Annotated in this window: 12 protein-coding genes; 7 read left to right on the top strand and 5 right to left on the bottom strand. The window is 57.5% G+C overall.

The genetic code is table 11. The features are described from left to right. Positions 1-219: 219 nt before the first annotated feature. The 3 genes from arcB to lptF all read right to left on the bottom strand — a co-directional run bounded on the left by arcB (position 220) and on the right by lptF (position 4870). Entirely contained in the window at positions 220-2553 is a 2334-nt protein-coding gene (arcB, locus tag V7Q49_RS15855) for an aerobic respiration two-component sensor histidine kinase ArcB (protein WP_333853437.1), read from the bottom strand. Positions 2554-2687: 134 nt separating this feature from the next. After that, the gene (lptG, locus tag V7Q49_RS15860) at positions 2688-3770 is read right to left on the bottom strand and encodes an LPS export ABC transporter permease LptG (protein WP_333853439.1); all 1083 of its coding nucleotides are present in this window, start codon (positions 3768-3770) and stop codon (positions 2688-2690) included. Further along, positions 3770-4870, bottom strand: coding sequence for an LPS export ABC transporter permease LptF (lptF, locus tag V7Q49_RS15865; RefSeq protein ID WP_333853441.1), 1101 nt, complete (start codon positions 4868-4870; stop codon positions 3770-3772). The genes lptG and lptF overlap by 1 nt, the downstream gene beginning before the upstream one ends. Positions 4871-5136: 266 nt before the next feature. Between lptF and pepA the strand changes: the two genes are divergently transcribed. The 5 genes from pepA to ahr all read left to right on the top strand — a co-directional run bounded on the left by pepA (position 5137) and on the right by ahr (position 11686). Next, a complete protein-coding gene (gene pepA, locus V7Q49_RS15870; RefSeq protein WP_106994846.1) occupies positions 5137-6648 on the top strand; it encodes a leucyl aminopeptidase in 1512 nt (503 codons plus the stop codon). A gap of 122 nt (positions 6649-6770) precedes the next feature. Further along, positions 6771-7214: a DNA polymerase III subunit chi gene (gene holC, locus V7Q49_RS15875; RefSeq protein WP_333853443.1), complete on the top strand. Its 444-nt coding sequence runs from the start codon at positions 6771-6773 to the stop codon at positions 7212-7214. Then, on the top strand, positions 7214-10069 hold the full coding sequence (locus tag V7Q49_RS15880; RefSeq protein WP_333853445.1) for a valine--tRNA ligase: 2856 nt from the start codon (positions 7214-7216) through the stop codon (positions 10067-10069). Before holC ends, V7Q49_RS15880 begins: the two co-directional genes overlap by 1 nt. After that, on the top strand, positions 10069-10584 hold the full coding sequence (locus V7Q49_RS15885) for a GNAT family N-acetyltransferase (RefSeq protein WP_442913074.1): 516 nt from the start codon (positions 10069-10071) through the stop codon (positions 10582-10584). Before V7Q49_RS15880 ends, V7Q49_RS15885 begins: the two co-directional genes overlap by 1 nt. An 82-nt stretch (positions 10585-10666) precedes the next feature. Continuing rightward, positions 10667-11686 carry an NADPH-dependent aldehyde reductase Ahr gene (gene ahr / locus V7Q49_RS15890; protein ID WP_333853449.1) on the top strand — a complete coding sequence of 340 codons (1020 nt, stop codon included), beginning with the start codon at positions 10667-10669 and terminating at the stop codon, positions 11684-11686. A gap of 158 nt (positions 11687-11844) precedes the next feature. Here ahr and V7Q49_RS15895 read toward each other — a convergent pair whose 3' ends face one another. Continuing rightward, positions 11845-13482 (bottom strand): dihydroxyacetone kinase subunit DhaK, encoded by a 1638-nt coding sequence (locus V7Q49_RS15895; RefSeq protein ID WP_333853451.1) that lies wholly within the window; start codon positions 13480-13482, stop codon positions 11845-11847. Positions 13483-13619: 137 nt separating this feature from the next. On the opposite strand from V7Q49_RS15895, the gene V7Q49_RS15900 reads away from it, so the two are divergent. After that, positions 13620-15122, top strand: a complete 1503-nt coding sequence (locus tag V7Q49_RS15900; protein WP_333853453.1) for a helicase HerA-like C-terminal domain-containing protein — start codon at positions 13620-13622, stop codon at positions 15120-15122. On the opposite strand, the gene V7Q49_RS15905 is transcribed toward V7Q49_RS15900, so the two are convergent. Next, complete coding sequence (locus tag V7Q49_RS15905; protein ID WP_333853534.1) at positions 15102-16043, bottom strand: TIGR01212 family radical SAM protein; 942 nt, start codon at positions 16041-16043, stop codon at positions 15102-15104. The genes V7Q49_RS15900 and V7Q49_RS15905 overlap by 21 nt on opposite strands. Before the next feature lie 686 nt (positions 16044-16729). On the opposite strand from V7Q49_RS15905, the gene gltB reads away from it, so the two are divergent. Then, the gene (gene gltB / locus V7Q49_RS15910; RefSeq protein ID WP_333853455.1) at positions 16730-21190 is read left to right on the top strand and encodes a glutamate synthase large subunit; all 4461 of its coding nucleotides are present in this window, start codon (positions 16730-16732) and stop codon (positions 21188-21190) included. The last annotated feature ends 7 nt before the right edge of the window (positions 21191-21197 follow it).

A 21197-nucleotide genomic window follows, 5' to 3' on the forward strand; every position in this document is an offset into this window, starting at 1 on the left:
CTCTCGAAAAATGTTACATGCACATTAAAAATTCTGATTAAAACGGCATGCTTCACACATTTAACTGATTCATGTAACAAATTATTTAAGTTTTGCTATCTTAACTGCGTGCGGCCTGAATTTTACGGCTACGCCATTATCCTAAAAATAACTTATTAAGGCGCAGCCACGATTTCCCTGGTGTTGGCGCAGTATTCGCGCACCCCGGTATAGCCGGGGTCATTTTTTTCTGCTCTCTACCCAGGCTTTCAGGACGGCCACATCGTTTTGCCACTCCTGCTTCATCTCTTCAACCCATTCACCCACATTATCTTCCCACGCCGGTAAATCCGGGGACTGGATCTGCTTACCCAACTGCTGCAGATGGCGCAAACCGATAGAGCCAGCGGCACCTTTGATCTTATGGCCCTCTTCAACAATGCCTTTCTGATCCCGCGCCGTCAGGTTGGACTCCAGCACGTTCAGGTAACCCGGCATCATCTTTTCGAATATGGCTATACCGTCAGTGATCAACTTCGGACCCACCAGATCGATGTACTGCTCCAGCATCTCGATATCCAGCAAAGACTGCGCTTTTTCCGTATCTACCGTCGTCATGGTGCTCTCCTCTTCGTCACAGGTGTCCCAGAACTTCTTAATCATGGCGGTTAAGGCAGGTACCGCCAGCGGTTTGCTCAGTACATCGTCCATACCGGCATCAAGGTACTCTTTTTTGTCTTTCAGCACGTTGGCGGTCAGCGCCACCAGCGGCGGCAGCTCTTCCCTGGCGTAGCGGCTGGTCAGTTCACGTGAGATGTCGAGCCCGGTCATATCCGGGAGCTGAATATCCAGCAGCACCAGGTCGTATTCCCCTGGCGTAAACATATCCAGCGCGGCTGTACCGGTCATGGCGACATCCACGCTGCTGCCGAGTTTCTCCAGCACCGAGCGCGCCACAATCACGTTCAGTTCAATATCTTCCACCAGCAGCACGTGCAGGGCAGGCAGCGGCATATCGTCGTGGGCAAAGGTGTCCTCGACCTCCTCCGCCACGGCCGGGGCCCGCACGCTCAGTTTAAACACCGAGCCATGTCCCGGGTTGCTGGATACCGTAATGTCGCCCCCCATGCTCTTCGCCAGGCGGCGCGATACCGCCAGGCCAATGCCGGTGCCGGTGGCCGGTTTGCCACCCTGGCTGTCTTTGACCTGATAATACATGGCGAAGATTTTGTCCTGCTCCTCCTGCGGAATACCGATCCCGGAATCCTCTACTTCGAAGTGCAGCATCTCGCCCTCGCCATAGCGCACGCGAACCGCAACCTGGCCGCTCTGGGTGAACTTGACCGCGTTACTGATCAAATTCCACAGGATCTGGCGCAGGCGCGTACCGTCAGTCACCACCTTGTGCGGCAGCGGCAGGGTTGGCTCCATCACAAAGCGTAGCCCTTTCTGCTGCGCCTGCAGGCCGGAGAGGTTCTCCAGATCGGCAAGGAAGCCGGTAAAGTCCACCGGCTGGTTATCCAGCTGGACTTTGCGCCGCTCCATCTTATCCATATCGATAATATCGTTGAAGATATTGCCGAGCGTGACCGCTGAAACGTGGATCGTTTTCAGATATTTCTCCTGCTCGGTGGTCAGGTCGGTATCGAGCAGAATGCGGCTTAAGCCGACGATGCCGTTGAGCGGCGTACGCAGCTCATGGCTGATAGTGGAGATAAAGGTGGTTTTATCGCGGCTGGCGCGCTCCAGGGCATCCTGATAGCGCTTACGTTCGGTAATGTCCCGCCCAAAGCCCATCAGGCCGTGGCGTTTCCCGACGCGGTCGTAGTAAGGCACCTTGCGGATTTCGAAGCAGGCTTTGCGTCCGTCAGGGTAGTCGAGCCACTGTTCGTAGGTCAGGGAGACGTTATGACGGAACACCTTCTCATCGGTTTCGATAACTTTGGCGGCCGCCTCGGGTGAGTAAACGTCCTGCGGGCGCAGGCTGACGAGCTGTTTTTCACTTTTGCCAGTCAGGAGCTCCATCGCCCGGTTACAGCCGGAGAACTCTTTGTCTTCATTACGGTAGAAGACCAGATCCGGCGAAGCGTCGAGGAAAGAGCGCAGGAAGGAGGATTGCTGCTCAAGCTGGATCTGCGTCTGCTCGCGCTCCTTCATTTCAATTTTTAGCTGTTCCAGCGTGGTCTGGCGCTCGGCCTCCGCTTTTACGCGGTCTGAGATCTCCTGGTTCAGCTGGGCAATGTTGTCTTTCAGCTGGACGTTGAGCTTCAGATCGCGCTCGCGCATCTCCTCCAGCTTTTCCACTACCCGGGTCAGCCGCTGGCGGGACTCTTCCAGCTGTTCGACCACTACCGAGAGAAAATAGACCGCCCACGGGGTGATCAGCAGGCCGAAGAAAATAGACCGGATGAGGTCAATGCTTTCAACCTGGCCGTGCAGCACCATGGTAATGGCCATCTGCACCACTATCGCCAGCACCACCAGCGCCAGCGCCAGCAGCAGAGAGAAGCGTACCAGGCCGAGCTTCATCATCAGATCGACATAGTATTGCGCCAGTAACCGAATTTGCTTCATAGGGGATCCCTTCACGACGTCATCGCACAATAATACTCAAATTCCAGGCAAGACGTTGAAGGTTCTGTAAAAAAGTGAGGGGTAAAACAGAGGATGCACCTCACCTCCCAAAGGGGGAGATGAGGTGTGAAGGGTCAGGAGCGCTTCAACAGCAGCCAGAGGCTGATCAGGAAGAAGGAGGCGCTCGGCAGCAGCGCGCCGACAAACGGCGGGATGCCGTAAACCAGCGTCAGCGGACCGAAAATCTGATCGAGGACGTAGAAGACGAAGCCGAAGCTGATGCCGGTAACGACGCGAACCCCCATGGGCACACTACGCAGCGGGCCGAAGATAAACGACAGCGCCATCAGCATCATTACCGCCACGGAGAGCGGCTGGAAGATCTTGCTCCACATGTTGAGCTGGTAACGTCCGGCGTCCTGGCCGCTCGACTTCAGATACTTCACGTAGTTGTGCAGGCCGCTGATGGACAGCGCATCCGGATCCAGCGCCACCACGCCGAGCTTGTCGGGGGTCAGGTTGGTTTTCCAGGTGCCAGTGACCGTCTGCGAACCGGTGATCTGTTTTGGATCCTGCAGGTTTGACTCGTCCACCTGGGACAGACGCCAGACCTTTTTATCGGCATCGAAGGTAGCAGAGGTAGCATAACGAACCGCCTGCAGACGACGCTGATCGTTAAAGTTGTAGATGCTCACGCCGCCCAGCGTGTTATCACCGGTAACACGTTCGATATAGACAAAGTTATTACCGTCTTTCGCCCACAGCCCCTGCTGGGTCGAAAGCAGCGAGCCGCCGTACATCATCTGTGCGCGGTAGTTACGCGCCATCTGCTCGCCCTGCGGCGCAACCCACTCGCCCATCGCCATGGTCAGCAATACCAGCGGGATCGCGGTTTTCATCACCGACAGCGCCACCTGCATACGGGTAAAGCCCGACGCCTGCATTACCACCAGCTCACTGCGCTGCGCCAGCATCCCCAGCCCCAGCAGGGCACCTAACAGCGCCGCCATCGGGAAGAAGATTTGCACGTCTTTCGGAATGCTGAGCAGGGTATACATCCCCGCGGCCATCGCATCATAGCTCCCCTGCCCGGCTTTTTTCAGCTGGTCAACAAACTTGATAATGCCGGAGAGCGACACCAGCATGAATAACGTCATCATGATGGTGGTAAAAATGGTTTTACCGATATAGCGGTCAAGAACGCCAAACGCCTGCATTACACCGCTCCTTTACGCGTAAAACGGGCTCGCACACGGCGCATCGGCACGGTATCCCACAGGTTGAGGATGACGGCCAACAGCAGATAGAGTCCGTTAATCACCCAGGTCCAGATAACCGGGTCGATTTTTCCTTTACCGCCATTCGATTTAATCGAGGTCTGCAGCAGGAAGAACACCAGATAAAGCAGCATCGCGGGCAGCATGGAGAGCACGCGGCCCTGACGTGGGTTGACCACGCTGAGCGGCACCACCATCAATGCCATCATAAACACGGTGAATACTAGCGTGATTCGCCAGTGCAGCTCCGCGCGGGCGCGATTGGTATCGGTGCTGATAAGCGTACGCATGCTCATCTGCTCAGTATCGGTGGGGTCCAGCGCCACTGTTTGATGACCAATAATCGCCTGATAGTTCTGGAAGTCAGTAATGCGGAAATCACGCAGCAGCGCCGTGCCTTCAAAGCGGGTGCCTTTATTCAGGGTCACGATCTGTGAACCGTCTTTGCCCTGTGCGAGCTGACCGGAATCGGCCACCACCACGGAGGGACGGGCGTTGCCTTTCGGACGGATTTGCGCGAGGAAGACTTCGTTAAAGCGGCTGCCATCCACGCTTTCGATAAACAGCACGGAGTTACCGTCGGTTGCCTGCTGGAACTGCCCCTGCGCCAGAGCGGCCATGCCGGGGTTCGCTTTCGCTTCAGCCAGCACTTCATCCTGATGACGAGAGGAGACAGGGCCGGCCCACATCACGTTCACTGCGGCCACGATGCCGGTGAACAGCGCCAGGACCATGGCGGCCTTAATCAGTACCGCTTTGCTCAGACCACATGCATGCATGACGGTGATTTCGCTTTCGGTATAGAGTTTACCGAGCGTCATCAGCAGTCCGAGGAAGAGGCTTAATGGCAGGATAAGCTGCGCCATTTCAGGCACGCCTAACCCGAGCAGAGAAAGCACCAGATTTGTGGGAATTTCGCCGTCGACAGCCGCGCCGAGGATCCTCACCAGTTTCTGACAGAAAAAGATCAGAAGCAGGATGAAGAGTATCGCCAGCTGGCTTTTTAGCGTCTCCCGCACCAGATATCTTATGATTATCACATTAAATACGCCCGTAAAAACCCGTCTCTTTGCAGGAAAATCGCTTGTTTCATGGCTTAAACGTCATTTATTCTCTTGAGTCGTCGAAATCATCGCTAAGATTAGAACACCCGGCGGATTCGCGCTTCAGCAGTTACTATGACGTGTCGAAACCGTAATAACGTAAGATTAACACGAAGTCACCGCAACAGCGGGCATGAGTTACGAAAGGTTTCAATTCTATCCGTAGCTGCAGCTGTTGTCTTTAAGATTCAGGAGCGTAGTTCATGGAGTTCAGTGTAAAAAGCGGTAGCCCGGAAAAACAGCGGAGTGCCTGCATCGTCGTCGGCGTGTTTGAACCCCGCAGACTCTCTCCGATCGCCGAACAACTCGATAAAATCAGTGACGGCTACATCAGTGCCCTGCTGCGCCGTGGCGAGCTGGAAGGCAAACCGGGACAGACGCTGCTGCTGCATCATGTGCCGAACGTACTGTCCGAGCGCATCCTGCTGATTGGCTGTGGTAAGGAGCGCGAGCTGGATGAGCGCCAGTACAAACAGGTTATTCAGAAAACGATTAATACGCTGAATGATACTGGCTCAATGGAGGCCGTATGCTTCCTGACCGAACTGCACGTCAAAGGCCGCAACACCTACTGGAAAGTGCGTCAGGCGGTTGAGACCGCAAAAGAGACCCTGTACAGCTTCGATCAGCTGAAAACCACCAAAAGCGAACCTCGTCGTCCGCTGCGTAAAATGGTCTTTAACGTCCCGACCCGTCGTGAGCTGACCAGCGGTGAACGCGCCATTCAGCATGGCCTGGCGATCGCGGCCGGTATCAAGGCGGCGAAAGATCTCGGCAACATGCCGCCAAACATCTGTAATGCTGGTTACCTCGCCTCACAGGCGCGTCAGCTGGCTGACTCTTACAGCAAAAACGTCGTTACTCGCGTGATTGGCGAGCAGCAGATGAAAGAGTTGGGGATGCACTCCTACCTGGCCGTCGGCAACGGTTCACAAAATGAATCCCTGATGTCGGTCATCGAGTACAAGGGCAATCCGTCGGAAGACGTGCGTCCGATTGTGCTGGTCGGTAAAGGCCTGACCTTCGACTCCGGCGGTATCTCCATCAAACCGGCCGAAGGCATGGATGAGATGAAGTACGACATGTGCGGTGCGGCAGCGGTTTACGGCGTGATGCGCATGGTCGCGGAGCTCCAGTTGCCCATCAACGTGATCGGCGTGCTGGCAGGCTGTGAAAACATGCCGGGCGGTCGCGCCTATCGTCCTGGCGATGTGCTCACTACCATGTCCGGGCAGACCGTTGAAGTGCTGAACACCGACGCCGAAGGCCGTCTGGTGCTGTGCGACGTGCTGACCTACGTTGAACGCTTCGAGCCAGAAGCGGTGATCGACGTGGCAACCCTGACCGGCGCCTGCGTGATTGCGCTGGGCCATCACATCACCGGCCTGATGTCGAACCACAACCCGCTGGCGCATGAACTTATCGGTGCCTCCGAGCAGGCGGGAGACCGCGCGTGGCGTCTGCCGATGGCCGATGAGTACCAGGAGCAGCTGGAGTCCAACTTTGCGGATATGGCCAACATCGGTGGGCGTCCTGGCGGTGCCATTACCGCGGCCTGCTTCCTGGCGCGCTTTACCCGCAAATACAACTGGGCCCACCTGGACATCGCCGGCACCGCATGGCGTTCCGGTAAAGCTAAAGGCGCCACCGGCCGCCCTGTTGCCCTGCTGTCGCAGTTCCTGCTGAATCGCGCCGGGTTTAACGGCGAAGAGTAATCCCTCGTCTGATGCCCGGTGGCGCTACGCTTACCGGGCCTACGGGAAAATGCTATTTGTAGGCCGGGTAAGCGTAGCGCCATCCGGCTTTGCATTTAAATCCAAAACAAGAAGCCCCATATATGAAAAACGCAACGTTCTATCTTCTGGACAACGACACGCAACAGGATGGCTTAAGCGCCGTCGAACAGCTGGTGTGTGAGATTGCCGCAGAACGTTGGCGCGCAGGTCTTCGCGTGCTGATTGCCTGCGAAGATGAACAGCAGGCCATCCGCCTGGATGAAGCCCTGTGGGCACGACCGCCGGAAAGTTTTGTTCCGCATAATCTCGCGGGAGAAGGACCACGCGGTGGCGCGCCGGTGGAGATTGCCTGGCCCCAAAAACGCAACAGCAGTCCGCGGGATCTGTTAATCAGCCTGCGGACCGCCTTTGCAGATTTTGCCACCGCTTTCACAGAAGTGGTAGACTTTGTCCCTCACGAAGATTCTTTGAAACAACTGGCGCGCGAACGCTATAAAGCGTACCGCCTGGCTGGTTTTAACCTGAATACGGCAACCTGGAAATAATGGAAAAGACATATAACCCACGCGATATCGAACAGCCGCTTTACGAGCACTGGGAACAGCAGGGCTATTTCAAGCCTAACGGCGATGAAAGCAAAGAGTCCTTCTGCATCATGATCCCGCCGCCGAACGTCACCGGCAGTTTGCATATGGGTCATGCCTTCCAGCAGACCATCATGGATACCATGATCCGTTACCAGCGCATGCAGGGCAAAAACACCCTGTGGCAGGCCGGTACTGACCATGCGGGTATTGCTACCCAAATGGTGGTTGAACGCAAGATTGCCGCTGAAGAAGGTAAAACTCGCCACGACTACGGTCGCGACGCCTTTATCGACAAAATCTGGCAGTGGAAAGCAGAATCCGGCGGCACCATTACCCGTCAGATGCGCCGTCTCGGCAACTCCGTGGACTGGGAGCGCGAGCGCTTCACCATGGACGAAGGTCTTTCCAACGCCGTTAAAGAAGTGTTCGTCCGCCTGTATAAAGAAGACCTCATTTACCGTGGCAAGCGCCTGGTTAACTGGGATCCGAAACTGCGCACCGCCATCTCTGACCTGGAAGTGGAAAACCGCGAGTCTAAAGGCTCCATGTGGCATATCCGCTATCCGCTGGCCGACGGTGCAAAAACCGCAGACGGTAAAGATTACCTGGTGGTCGCCACCACCCGTCCGGAAACCCTGCTGGGCGATACCGGTGTGGCCGTTAACCCGGAAGATCCACGCTACAAAGATCTGATTGGCAAATTCGTAGTGCTGCCGCTGGTAAACCGCCGCATTCCGATTGTGGGCGATGAACACGCCGACATGGAGAAAGGCACCGGCTGCGTGAAAATCACCCCGGCGCACGACTTCAACGACTACGAAGTGGGCCGTCGTCACGCCCTGCCGATGATCAACATTCTGACCTTCGACGGCGATATCCGCGAAAGCGCGGAAGTGTACGACACCAAAGGCGAAGAATCTGACGTCTATTCCAGCGACATCCCGGCTGAGTTCCAGAAGCTGGAGCGCTTTGCCGCGCGTAAAGCGGTGGTTGCCGCTGTCGACGCCCTGGGCCTGCTGGAAGAGATCAAACCGCACGACCTGACCGTGCCTTACGGCGACCGTGGCGGCGTGGTGATCGAGCCGATGCTGACCGACCAGTGGTACGTCCGTGCCGACGTGCTGGCGAAACCGGCTGTCGAAGCGGTTGAGAACGGCAGCATCCAGTTCGTACCAAAACAGTACGAAAACATGTACTTCTCCTGGATGCGCGATATTCAGGACTGGTGTATCTCCCGTCAGCTGTGGTGGGGTCACCGCATCCCGGCGTGGTACGACAACGAAGGCAACGTCTACGTTGGCCGCACCGAAGACGAAGTGCGTCAGGAAAACAACCTGAGCGCTGACGTCGCCCTGCGTCAGGACGAAGACGTGCTGGATACCTGGTTCTCTTCTGCGCTGTGGACCTTCTCCACCCTCGGCTGGCCAGAGAACACCGACGCGCTGCGTCAGTTCCACCCAACCAGCGTGATGGTCTCCGGCTTCGACATCATCTTCTTCTGGATCGCCCGCATGATCATGATGACCATGCACTTCATCAAAGATGAAGACGGCAAGCCGCAGGTTCCGTTCCATACCGTCTACATGACCGGTCTGATCCGTGACGATGAAGGCCAGAAGATGTCCAAGTCCAAGGGTAACGTTATCGACCCGCTGGACATGGTTGATGGTATCTCGCTGGAAGATCTGCTGGAGAAACGTACCGGCAACATGATGCAGCCGCAGCTGGCTGAGAAGATCCGCAAGCGTACCGAGAAGCAGTTCCCGGACGGCATCGAGCCACACGGCACCGACGCCCTGCGTTTCACCCTGGCAGCGCTGGCCTCTACCGGTCGCGACATCAACTGGGACATGAAACGTCTGGAAGGTTACCGCAACTTCTGTAACAAGCTGTGGAACGCCAGCCGTTTTGTGCTGATGAACACCGAAGATCAGGATTGCGGCTTCAACGGCGGCGAAATGACCCTGTCGCTGGCCGATCGCTGGATCCTGGCGGAATTCAACCAGACCACTAAAGCATTCCGTGAAGCACTGGACAGCTACCGTTTCGATATCGCCGCAGGCATCCTGTACGAGTTCACCTGGAACCAGTTCTGTGACTGGTACCTGGAGCTGACCAAACCGGTTATGAATGGCGGATCCGAAGCGGAACTGCGCGGCACGCGCAATACCCTGATTACCGTTCTGGAAGGTCTGCTGCGCCTGGCGCACCCGATCATCCCGTTCATCACCGAAACCATCTGGCAGCGCGTGAAGGTGATTGCCGGAATCAGTGCCGATACCATCATGCTGCAGCCGTTCCCGGCATTCGATGCTGCGCAGGTTGATGAAGCCGCTGCTGCCGATACCGAGTGGCTGAAGCAGGCGATCGTTGCCGTGCGTAACATCCGTGCGGAGATGAACATCTCCCCGGGTAAACCGCTGGCGCTGCTGCTGCGCGGCTGCAGCGAGGCTGCGGTTCGTCGCGTCACCGAGAACAACACCTTCCTGCAGACCATGGCGCGTCTGGAGAGCATCACCGTGCTGCCTGCGGATGATAAAGGTCCGGTCTCCGTGACCAAAATCATCGACGGCGCCGAGCTGCTGATCCCGATGGCTGGCCTGGTTGACAAAGATGCTGAGCTGGCGCGTCTGGCGAAAGAAGTGGCTAAAGTCGAAGTTGAAATCGGTAAGATCGAAAGCAAACTGTCTAACGAAGGCTTTGTCGCCCGCGCGCCGGAAGCGGTTATCGCTAAAGAGCGTGAGCGTCTGGTTGGTTTCGCCGATGCGAAAGCGAAACTGATTGAGCAACAGGCTGTCATTAGCGCGCTGTGATGAGTGAAGCTATGCATGTAAATGCCTCTGTAACGGCGCATCTGCGCCGTATCACCGCCACGGATAACCCGGCAATTGCCGGCGTTATCCGCCGGGTATCTGCCGAATACGGCCTGACGGCCGATAAAGGTTATACCGTTGCGGATCCCAATCTCGACGAACTGTACACGGTGTACAGCCAGCCGGGGCATGCTTATTGGGTTGTTGAGCAGAATGGCCAGGTTGTAGGTGGCGGCGGCGTTGCGCCGCTTTCCTGCAGCGAGCCGGACATCTGCGAACTGCAAAAAATGTATTTCCTGCCCGTCGTCCGTGGACAAGGTTTAGCGAAAAAACTGGCGTTACAGGCGCTGGATTATGCCCGCGCGCAGGGGTTTAAACGCTGCTATCTCGAAACCACCGCCTTTCTGACCGACGCCATCAGACTGTACGAACACCTCGGCTTTGAGCATATCGACCAGCCGCTGGGATGCACCGGACATGTTGATTGCGAAGTGCGGATGTTGAAAACGCTGTAACGCCTTTCCTGCCCCCTTCTGTTAAGCGGCTGTAAACTGAATGCTCTACACTCTCAGTTCCACACCACCAGGGGGTAATATCATGTCGAAGATAAAAAGCTACGCCGCACCGCAGGCGGGTGCAGAACTTGAGCTGTACGAATACGATGCGGGCGAGCTGAAAGCAGAAGACGTTGAAGTCCAGGTTGATTACTGCGGGATCTGCCATTCCGATCTGTCGATGATCGATAACGAATGGGGCTTTTCGCAATACCCGCTGATTGCCGGGCACGAAGTGATTGGCCGGGTTGTGGCTCTGGGCAGCGCCGCCCAGGACAAAGGGCTAAAAGTGGGTCAACGCGTAGGCATCGGCTGGACCGCACGCAGCTGTGGTCACTGTGATGCCTGTATCAGCGGCAACCAGATTAACTGTCTGGAAGGCGCTACCCCTACCATCCTTAATAACGGCGGTTTCGCCGACAAACTGCGCGCCGACTGGCAGTGGGTCATTCCTCTCCCTGAGCAGATCGATATCGAATCCGCCGGTCCGCTGCTGTGCGGCGGGATCACGGTCTTCAAACCGCTGCTGATGCACCATATCACCGCCACCAGCCGCGTGGGGGTGATCGGTATTGGCGGTCTGGGCCATATTGCCATCAAGCTGCTGCATGCGATGGGCTGCGAAGTGACGGCATTCAGCTCAAACCCGACAAAAGAGAAAGAAGTGCTGGCAATGGGTGCCGATAAGGTGGTGAACAGCCGCGATCCTGAACTGTTGAAAGCGCTGGCCGGTCAGTTTGATCTGATCATCAACACCGTGAACGTCGATCTCGACTGGCAGCCGTACTTTGAAGCGCTGGCCTACGGCGGCAACTTCCATACCGTGGGTGCCGTCCTGAAGCCGCTGCCGGTTCCTGCGTTCACGCTGATTGGCGGCGATCGCAGCGTATCGGGTTCTGCGACAGGCACACCTTATGAGTTACGTAAGCTGATGAAGTTTGCCGGCCGCACCAGGGTCTCTCCGACCATCGAGATGTACCCGATGTCGAAAATCAACGAAGCTCTCCAGCACGTGCGTGACGGCAAAGCCCGTTACCGCGTGGTGCTGAAAGCAGACTTTTAAGCTGTTGTTGCCCGGTGGCGCTACGCTTACCGGGCCTACAGGACGGTGCGGTCTAATGCCCTCACCCCGTCCCTCTCCCACCGGGAGAGGGCGCAAACATTAAAAACGGTAACGGTTGTTACCGTTTTGCATTTACCACGCCACCCGGCGTTTTCTACCTACCGCACTAATGCAGCAAACACCTCAGCCACCGCGACCGCACCAGGATCGGCTATCCCATCAAGATTATCTTTATTCACATACGACGAACGCCCCGCGCCGGCTTTGCTCATGCTCGCCGTGGCATCTGCCCCCTGCTGTGCCGCCCTGGCGGCAGACTGTATATCCCCCGTCTGTAACGCTTCGAGCGCGGGCTGGAGCGCATCGATCAAGGTCCGATCCCCGCGATCGGCCCCGCCATAATGTTTCATTTGCGCAAGCCCGGTCAGCAAAGCATCAGGCACGGGTTTGCCGCTACGCAGCGCCTGACCGGCGGCGGTAAAGAAGATCGACATCAACACCCCGCTCGATCCCCCCATCACCGTCGCCAGCCGCTCGCCCACCACCAGCAGCAGCTGCGGCAGATCGTTCAGCGGCAGGCGATCCTCCTCCAGCCATTGCGCAATCTCCCGCGCACCTTGCGCAAAGGTCGATCCGGTATCGCCGTCCCCCACTTTCGCATCCAGGGCGTTAAGGCGATTTTCCAGGGCAATTAAGCAGCCCGTGGCGGCGGCGAGGTACTGCCCGACGTTCGCGTTCGCCGACGGGGTAAATTCCACGCTGTCCTGCAGCGGGGTATGCGACAGCGTGCGCAGCGGCGCAAAGGCCACCGGCTTTTGCCAGCCCAGCGTCTGCACCGGGGCGTTAAGCGCCTCTTCAAAGGCCGGGTTCAGCTTCAGCAGGGATAACGAAAACCCTTTCATGTCCAGCGAGCTCACCAGCGGCGCCGGACCGATCAAATAGGCGATCCGATCTTTCAGGGCCGAATGCGCCAGCTCTTTGGTCAGCAGCGCCATCTCCAGCGCCGAGACGCCGCCGAGGTTATTGATCAGTACCGTCAGACGCCCCTCACCTGCCTGCGCCAGCAAGGGTTTCACCAGCGTCTCGATAATCGCCCTGCTGTTTTGCGTCTCAACCACCGAGGCCCCGGGCTCACCGTGGATCCCCAGCCCCAGCTCAACATGGCCTTTTCTGATGCGGCTCTGTTCATCGTCGCTACCCGGCAGGTTGCAGGTCTGCATCGCCACGCCCAGACTCCAGAGGTTATCGCAGGCCTGACGGGCTATATCCCGCACGTCGCTTAATGATTTCCCCTGTTCGGCGGCATGCCCGGCAATTTTATGCACCAGCGCGGTTCCGGCGATGCCGCGCGGCTGTTTGTTATCCGGGAGGGCGATATCATCGGCCACAATCACCATCTCCACTTTGAGCCCGAAGCGCTTGGCTTTTTCCGCCGCGAGGCCAAAGTTGAGACGATCCCCGGTGTAGTTTTTGACGATCAGCAGGCAGCCACGATCGCCCGTCACTGCCACGATGGCGTTCAACACCGCCTCTACGCTCGGTGAAGCGAACAGATCGCCACAGACGGCCGCGGTCAGCATCCCTTTACCTACAAATCCCGCATGTGCCGGTTCATGGCCGGAGCCACCGCCGGAAATCACCGCCACGCGGCTTTTATCCCAGTCGGCGCGCACCACCACGCGGATGGCCGGATCGCTCTCCAGTTTGACGAGATTGCCGTGGGGGGCGGAGATGAGCATACCTTCAATGGCGTCATTAACCAGCTGTTTGCGGTCGTTAAAGAAGAATCTGGACATAGTTTTCCAATATGTTGTTAACCCTATGCAAAAGCATAGTCCGCGATGCGTAATGCGCCGCAAAGTCAGAAATTGACCCGCTCTTTTTACCGTCAGGTTGCCTATACTCCACGCAGGACTGAATGAGGAAGCCGATCATGAGTACACCCCTGCTGATTGCCCGGACGCTGGATAACGAACTCTACCTCCTGCCCGCAATGGCAAACCGTCATGGCCTGATTACCGGCGCTACCGGCACGGGTAAAACAGTGACGCTGCAAAAGCTGGCCGAGTCATTTTCACGTATCGGCGTGCCGGTGTTTATGGCCGACGTGAAAGGCGATCTCAGCGGTGTTGCCCGGGAGGGCGTTGGCTCGGAGAAGCTTCTTGAACGGCTGAAAAATATCGGCGTCACCGACTGGCAACCCGACAGCAGTCCGGTGGTGGTCTGGGATATCTTCGGTGAGAAAGGCCACCCGGTGCGTGCCACCGTGTCCGACCTCGGCCCGCTGCTGCTGGCGCGCCTGCTCGATCTGAACGAAGTGCAGTCCGGCGTGCTGAACATCATCTTCCGCATTGCCGACGATCAGGGCCTGCTGCTGCTCGACTTCAAAGATCTGCGGGCCATTACTCAGTACATCGGGGATAACGCCAAATCCTTCCAGAATCAGTATGGCAATATCAGCAGCGCCTCCGTGGGAGCCATTCAGCGCGGACTGCTGACGCTGGAACAACAGGGCGCCGAGCACTTCTTTGGCGAACCTATGCTGGATATCAAAGACTGGATGCGTACCGACAGCAACGGTAAAGGCATCATCAACGTCCTCAGTGCGGAAAAGCTCTATCAGATGCCGAAGCTCTACGCCGCCAGCCTGCTGTGGATGCTCTCCGACCTCTTTGAGCAACTGCCGGAAGCGGGCGATCTGGAAAAACCGAAGCTGGTCTTCTTCTTTGACGAAGCCCATCTGCTGTTCAGCGATGCGCCCCAGGTGCTGCTGGATAAAATCGAGCAAGTGATCCGTCTGATCCGCTCCAAAGGGGTGGGCGTCTGGTTTGTTTCGCAGAATCCGGCCGATATTCCCGACAACGTGCTGGGTCAGCTGGGCAATCGCGTCCAGCATGCCCTGCGCGCCTTTACGCCCAAAGATCAGAAGGCGGTTAAAGCCGCAGCGCAGACCATGCGCGCCAATCCGGCCTTTGATACCGAAGCGGCTATTCAGGCGCTGGGGACCGGCGAGGCGCTGATCTCTTTTCTCGATGCCAAAGGCAGCCCATCAATGGTGGAGCGCGCGATGGTGATCGCTCCTGACTCCCGAATGGGGCCGGTCAGCGACGATGAGCGCAACGGGCTGATCAACCATTCACCGGTCTACGGCAAATACGAAGATCGGGTGGACAGAGAGTCTGCCTTTGAGATGCTGCAAAAAGGGGTGCAAACCAGTACGGCGCAGCAGGAGGCCCCCGCCGCGAAGGGCCAGTCCGTTGCGGTCGATGAAGGGATCCTCGGTGGGTTGAAGGACATCCTGTTTGGCAGCACCGGTCCGCGCGGCGGTAAACGCGACGGGGTGGTGCAAACCATGGCGAAAAGCGCGGCGCGTCAGGTGACGAATCAGATTGTGCGCGGGGTGCTGGGCAGCTTATTAGGCGGACGCCGAAGGTAACGCAGGCACCCACGGCGTGCCCAGCGCCGAACCCTGAACCCCCTGCTCGTTCAGGTAGCGGTCCAGTTCCACCATCCCCGTCCAGCGGTTCTCGCACCACAGCGGCGCCAACAGCGTTGGACGGCGGGCGCTGGCGGAGATGCGATGATAGACCACCTCCGGCGGTGTGTGGCGGATCATCTCTCCGGCCGTCACTACATATTCGTCCAGTTCAATGCCGCTCAGTCGACCGGCCTCCCAGGCTTTAGCCATAATGCTGCCCGTAACGATATGCAGCGGGTGCAGCTTAATGCCGTCGACGCCGGTCTCCACCACGTTATGCAAGGTTTCCAGCGCGTGGGCTTGCCCTTCCCCCGGCAGGCCGACAATCAGATGGGTACAGACCTTTAGCCCACGTTCGCGCGCCAGCCGGGTAGTACGTTGATAGCAGGCAAAATCGTGGCCGCGGTTGATGCGATGCAGGGTTTTATCGTGCGCGGTCTGCAATCCCAGCTCCAGCCAGATCTCATACCCCTGCTCTTTGTACTCGCTGAGCAGATCGAGCACCGCCTCCGGCACGCAGTCAGGCCGTGTGCCGACGCAAAGCCCGACGATATTTGCCTGGCTCACCGCCTGTTGGTACATCGAGCGCAGCACCTGCACTTCCGCCCATGTGCTGGTATAGGCCTGAAAATAGGCCAGATACTGTTTCGCCCGGTTCACCAGCGTCGACTGGTGGGCAAGCTGCGCCGCGATAGACTGATGCTGCTGCGCTTCGTCGGCAAACGAGGCCACATTACAGAAGGTACAGCCGCCGCGCCCGATAGTGCCGTCGCGATTCGGGCAGCTAAACCCCCCGTGCAGCGACAGCTTATGGACCTTTTGCCCATACCGGCGTGAAAGATCCCCACCAAACATATTGACTAATTTCTGTAACTGCATAATCTGATAGACCGCCCCATTGAAAGGGGACAAGCCTGCCATTTTTAACCTCCGACGGCGATGACCTGGATCAATCGTCCCGGCGTGCTTTTATCTTTTGCATAATTACCCAGGATAATTGCAATTTCATTCAGCGCCCCTCTAATTACTTTTCCTTATGTTCAGCAGGATTTTTTCATTTATATCGCCTGCGCTGAAAAACAGTGACATCATGCGGGCTTTTCCACCGTGGTGGCATTAAATCCTGCTTAAATCGCACTATTCAGCATGCTACAGCTCTAATACCGCTTTCATATAGTGAGTCAGATCACACTACCCTAAAGCCCACAGTAAGGTTACCGGGATGTGAAATGCGTTAAATAATCAATTAAATCAGTGGAGTAACCTTCCTTTAGCACATTTTTGTATAAATAAGATTGCCATTTGACCTGTGTACGGATTCCCGATAAGTTGGAAATCCGCTGGAAGCTTTCTGGATGAGCAGCCTGCTCATCATATTTATGCAGTAATTGAGATTCCCTCTGAAGCAAGTCCTCAAACTTGTTTACCTGCGCGAAAAGGATATTAAGAGGGCGAATGCGAGGTACGCGTATGAAACGCAAACCCCGTCGCCATGCTCTTTCTGTGCCTGTGCGCCACGGTTAAGTTCAGTGGGAAGCCCGAAGAGCCTGGGGAGGTTCACTGATATGTTGTACGATAAATCCCTTGAGAAGGATAACTGTGGTTTCGGCCTGATCGCCCACATAGAAGGCGAACCTAGCCACAAGGTAGTGCGTACCGCTATACACGCACTGGCCCGTATGCAGCACCGTGGCGCTATCCTCGCGGATGGTAAAACCGGCGACGGTTGCGGTCTGCTGCTGCAAAAACCGGATCGTTTCTTTCGCATCGTGGCGGAAGAGCGCGGCTGGCGTTTAGCCAAAAACTACGCTGTCGGCATGCTGTTCCTGAATCAGGACGCGGAAAAAGCCGCCGTATCACGCCGCATCGTCGAAGAAGAACTTCAACGCGAAACCCTGTCTATCGTCGGCTGGCGCGATGTGCCCACCAACGAAGGGGTACTCGGTGAAATCGCCCTCTCCTCGCTGCCTCGTATCGAACAAATCTTTGTCAACGCGCCTGCGGGCTGGCGTCCGCGTGATATGGAACGCCGCCTGTTTATTGCCCGCCGCCGCATTGAAAAGCGTCTCCAGGACGATAAAGAGTTCTACGTCTGTAGCCTCTCAAACCTGGTGAACATTTATAAAGGTCTGTGTATGCCGGCTGACCTGCCGCGCTTCTACCTGGACCTGGCGGATCTGCGTCTGGAATCGGCCATTTGCCTGTTCCACCAGCGCTTCTCCACCAACACCGTTCCACGCTGGCCGCTGGCTCAGCCGTTCCGCTATCTGGCGCACAACGGCGAGATCAACACCATTACCGGTAACCGCCAGTGGGCACGCGCCCGTACCTATAAATTCCAGACCCCGCTGATCCCGGATCTGCACGACGCTGCGCCGTTCGTCAACGAAACCGGCTCTGACTCCAGCTCAATGGATAACATGCTGGAACTGCTGCTGGCAGGCGGGATGGATATCGTGCGCGCCATGCGCCTGCTGGTGCCACCGGCCTGGCAGAACAACCCGGATATGGATCCTGAGCTGCGTTCCTTCTTCGACTTTAACTCCATGCACATGGAGCCGTGGGATGGCCCGGCCGGTATCGTCATGTCCGACGGGCGCTTCGCGGCCTGTAACCTTGACCGTAACGGCCTGCGCCCGGCGCGCTACGTCATCACCAAAGACAAGCTGATTACCTGCGCCTCTGAAGTGGGGATCTGGGACTACCAGCCTGACGAAGTGGTCGAAAAAGGCCGCGTAGGGCCAGGCGAGCTGATGGTGATCGACACCCGCGTTGGTCGCATCCTGCACTCCGCAGAAACCGATAACGATCTGAAAAGCCGTCATCCGTATAAAGAGTGGATGGAGAAAAACGTTCGCCGTCTGGTGCCGTTTGAAGATCTGCCGGCCCAGGATGTGGGCAGCCGCGAGCTGGATGACGATACCCTCGCCAGTTACCAGAAACAGTTTAACTACAGCGCGGAAGAGCTGGACTCCGTTATCCGCGTGTTGGGTGAAAACGGCCAGGAAGCGGTCGGTTCAATGGGTGATGACACCCCGTTTGCCGTACTCTCCAGCCAGCCGCGTATCATTTACGACTACTTCCGTCAGCAGTTCGCGCAGGTGACCAACCCGCCGATCGATCCGCTGCGTGAAGCGCACGTCATGTCGCTGGCCACCAGCATCGGCCGTGAGATGAACGTCTTCTGCGAAGCCGAAGGCCAGGCTCACCGTCTGACCTTTAAGTCGCCGATCCTGCTGTACTCCGATTTCAAACAGCTCACCACCATGCAAGAGGAGCACTACCGCGCCGACACGCTCGATATTACCTTCGACGTGACCGAAGCGACCCTCGAAGAGACGGTGCATGCGCTGTGTGACAAAGCGGAACAGATGGTACGTAACGGTACCGTGCTGCTGGTGCTGTCCGACCGCAACATTGCGAAGAACCGCCTGCCGGTTCCGGCGCCAATGGCCGTTGGCGCAATCCAGACGCGTCTGGTTGATAAGAGCCTGCGCTGCGACGCCAACATCATTGTGGAAACCGCAAGCGCGCGCGACCCGCACCACTTCGCGGTGCTGCTGGGCTTCGGTGCGACGGCAATTTACCCGTACCTGGCCTACGAAACGCTGGCAAAACTGGTCGACGGCCAGGCTATCGACAAAGATTACCGTACCGTGATGCTGAACTACCGTAACGGCATCAACAAAGGCCTGTACAAGATCATGTCCAAGATGGGCATCTCGACTATCGCCTCTTACCGCTGCTCGAAGCTGTTCGAAGCCGTCGGTCTGCATGATGATGTTGCCGATCTGTGCTTCCAGGGCGTGATCAGCCGTATCGGCGGGGCAGGCTTTAGCGACTTCCAGCAGGATCTGCTGAACCTCTCCAAACGTGCCTGGCTGGCTCGTAAGCCCCTGGATCAGGGCGGACAGCTGAAGTATGTCCACGGTGGCGAATACCATGCCTATAACCCGGACGTGGTGCGCACCCTGCAACAGGCCGTCCAGAGCGGCGAATACAGCGATTATCAGCAGTATGCTGAGCTGGTGAACAACCGTCCGGCGGCCACGCTGCGCGATCTGCTGGCAGTGAACCCGGGCGATACCGCCGTTAGCATCAATGATGTTGAACCGGCGAGTGAACTGTTCAAACGCTTCGATACCGCCGCGATGTCTATCGGCGCGCTGAGCCCAGAAGCCCACGAGGCGCTGGCTGAAGCGATGAACAGCATCGGCGGGAACTCCAACTCCGGCGAAGGCGGTGAAGATCCGGCGCGCTACGGCACCAATAAAGTGTCGCGCATTAAGCAGGTCGCTTCCGGCCGCTTCGGCGTGACCCCGGCGTACCTGGTCAATGCTGATGTAATTCAGATTAAAGTCGCCCAGGGTGCGAAACCGGGCGAAGGCGGTCAGTTACCGGGTGACAAAGTGACCCCGTACATCGCCAAACTGCGCTACTCGGTACCGGGCGTGACGCTGATTTCCCCGCCGCCGCACCACGATATCTACTCTATCGAGGACTTAGCGCAGCTGATTTTCGACCTGAAACAGGTCAACCCGAAAGCGATGATCTCCGTGAAGCTGGTTTCCGAGCCGGGCGTGGGCACTATCGCCACCGGCGTGGCGAAAGCCTATGCGGATCTGATTACCATCGCCGGTTACGACGGCGGTACCGGCGCAAGCCCACTCTCCTCCGTGAAATATGCGGGCTGTCCGTGGGAACTGGGCCTGGTCGAAACCCAGCAGGCGCTGGTGGCTAACGGTCTGCGTCATAAGATCCGTCTGCAGGTGGATGGTGGCCTGAAAACCGGCCTCGACATCATCAAAGCGGCGATCCTCGGCGCAGAGAGCTTCGGCTTCGGTACCGGCCCGATGGTGGCGCTGGGCTGTAAATACCTGCGTATTTGTCACCTGAACAACTGCGCAACCGGTGTTGCAACCCAGGACGAGAAGCTGCGTAAGAACCACTACCACGGCCTGCCGTTCAAAGTGACCAACTACTTTGACTTCATCGCCCGCGAAACCCGCGAGCTGATGGCGCAGCTGGGCGTGACGCGTCTGGTGGATCTGATTGGCCGTACCGACCTGCTGAAAGAGCTGGAAGGATTCACGGCTAAGCAGCAGAACCTGAAGCTGTCCCGTCTGCTGGAAACGGCTGAACCGCATCCGGGTAAAGCGGTGTACTGCACCGAGAACAACCCGCCGTTCGACAATGGCGTGCTGAACGCCCAGCTGTTGCAACAGGCGAAGCCGTTTGTGGATGACAAGCAGAGCAAAACCTTCTGGTTTGATATTCGCAACACCGACCGTTCCGTCGGCGCTACGCTCTCGGGCTACATTGCGCAGACCCACGGCGACCAGGGTCTGGCAGCCGATCCCATTACCGCGCACTTCAGCGGTACCGCAGGCCAGAGCTTCGGCGTGTGGAACGCCGGTGGCGTTGAGCTGTACCTGACCGGCGATGCCAACGACTACGTCGGCAAAGGCATGGCGGGCGGTCTGCTGGCGGTGCGTCCTCCGGTCGGCTCGGCCTTCCGCAGCTGCGATGCCAGCATCATCGGTAACACCTGTCTGTACGGTGCCACCGGGGGTCGTCTGTTTGCCGCAGGCCGTGCAGGTGAGCGTTTCGCGGTGCGTAACTCCGGTGCTATCACCGTGGTGGAAGGTATCGGCGATAACGGCTGTGAATACATGACCGGCGGGATTGTCTGCGTGCTGGGCAAAACCGGCGTCAACTTCGGGGCGGGTATGACCGGTGGTTTCGCCTATGTCCTGGACGAAAGCGGCGACTTCCGCAAACGCGTGAACCCGGAGCTGGTGGAAGTACTGGATGTTGAAACCCTGGCGATCCACGAGGAGCACCTGCGTGGTTTGATCACCGAGCACGTGCACCATACCGGTTCCGTGCGCGGCGAAGAGATCCTGGCGAACTGGCCGGCGTTCTCTGCGAAATTCGCGCTGGTTAAACCGAAGTCCAGCGATGTTAAAGCCCTGTTGGGTCACCGTAGTCGTAGCGCAGCAGAGCTGCGTGTGCAGGCGCAGTAAGGAATTC

Source organism: Leclercia sp. (assembly GCF_036780805.1).
Taxonomy (GTDB): domain Bacteria; phylum Pseudomonadota; class Gammaproteobacteria; order Enterobacterales; family Enterobacteriaceae; genus Enterobacter.

What these genes read in the sequence shown, in the direction of transcription:
- lptG (WP_333853439.1), bottom strand. Translation starts at nt 3,770, where the DNA reads ATGCAGGCGTTTGGCGTTCTTGACCGCTATATCGGTAAAACCATTTTT.
- holC (WP_333853443.1), top strand. Translation starts at nt 6,771, where the DNA reads ATGAAAAACGCAACGTTCTATCTTCTGGACAACGACACGCAACAGGAT.
- gltB (WP_333853455.1), top strand. Translation starts at nt 16,730, where the DNA reads ATGTTGTACGATAAATCCCTTGAGAAGGATAACTGTGGTTTCGGCCTG.
- V7Q49_RS15880 (WP_333853445.1), top strand. Translation starts at nt 7,214, where the DNA reads ATGGAAAAGACATATAACCCACGCGATATCGAACAGCCGCTTTACGAG.
- V7Q49_RS15885 (WP_442913074.1), top strand. Translation starts at nt 10,069, where the DNA reads ATGAGTGAAGCTATGCATGTAAATGCCTCTGTAACGGCGCATCTGCGC.
- ahr (WP_333853449.1), top strand. Translation starts at nt 10,667, where the DNA reads ATGTCGAAGATAAAAAGCTACGCCGCACCGCAGGCGGGTGCAGAACTT.
- V7Q49_RS15895 (WP_333853451.1), bottom strand. Translation starts at nt 13,482, where the DNA reads ATGTCCAGATTCTTCTTTAACGACCGCAAACAGCTGGTTAATGACGCC.
- V7Q49_RS15900 (WP_333853453.1), top strand. Translation starts at nt 13,620, where the DNA reads ATGAGTACACCCCTGCTGATTGCCCGGACGCTGGATAACGAACTCTAC.
- V7Q49_RS15905 (WP_333853534.1), bottom strand. Translation starts at nt 16,043, where the DNA reads ATGCAGTTACAGAAATTAGTCAATATGTTTGGTGGGGATCTTTCACGC.
- pepA (WP_106994846.1), top strand. Translation starts at nt 5,137, where the DNA reads ATGGAGTTCAGTGTAAAAAGCGGTAGCCCGGAAAAACAGCGGAGTGCC.
- arcB (WP_333853437.1), bottom strand. Translation starts at nt 2,553, where the DNA reads ATGAAGCAAATTCGGTTACTGGCGCAATACTATGTCGATCTGATGATG.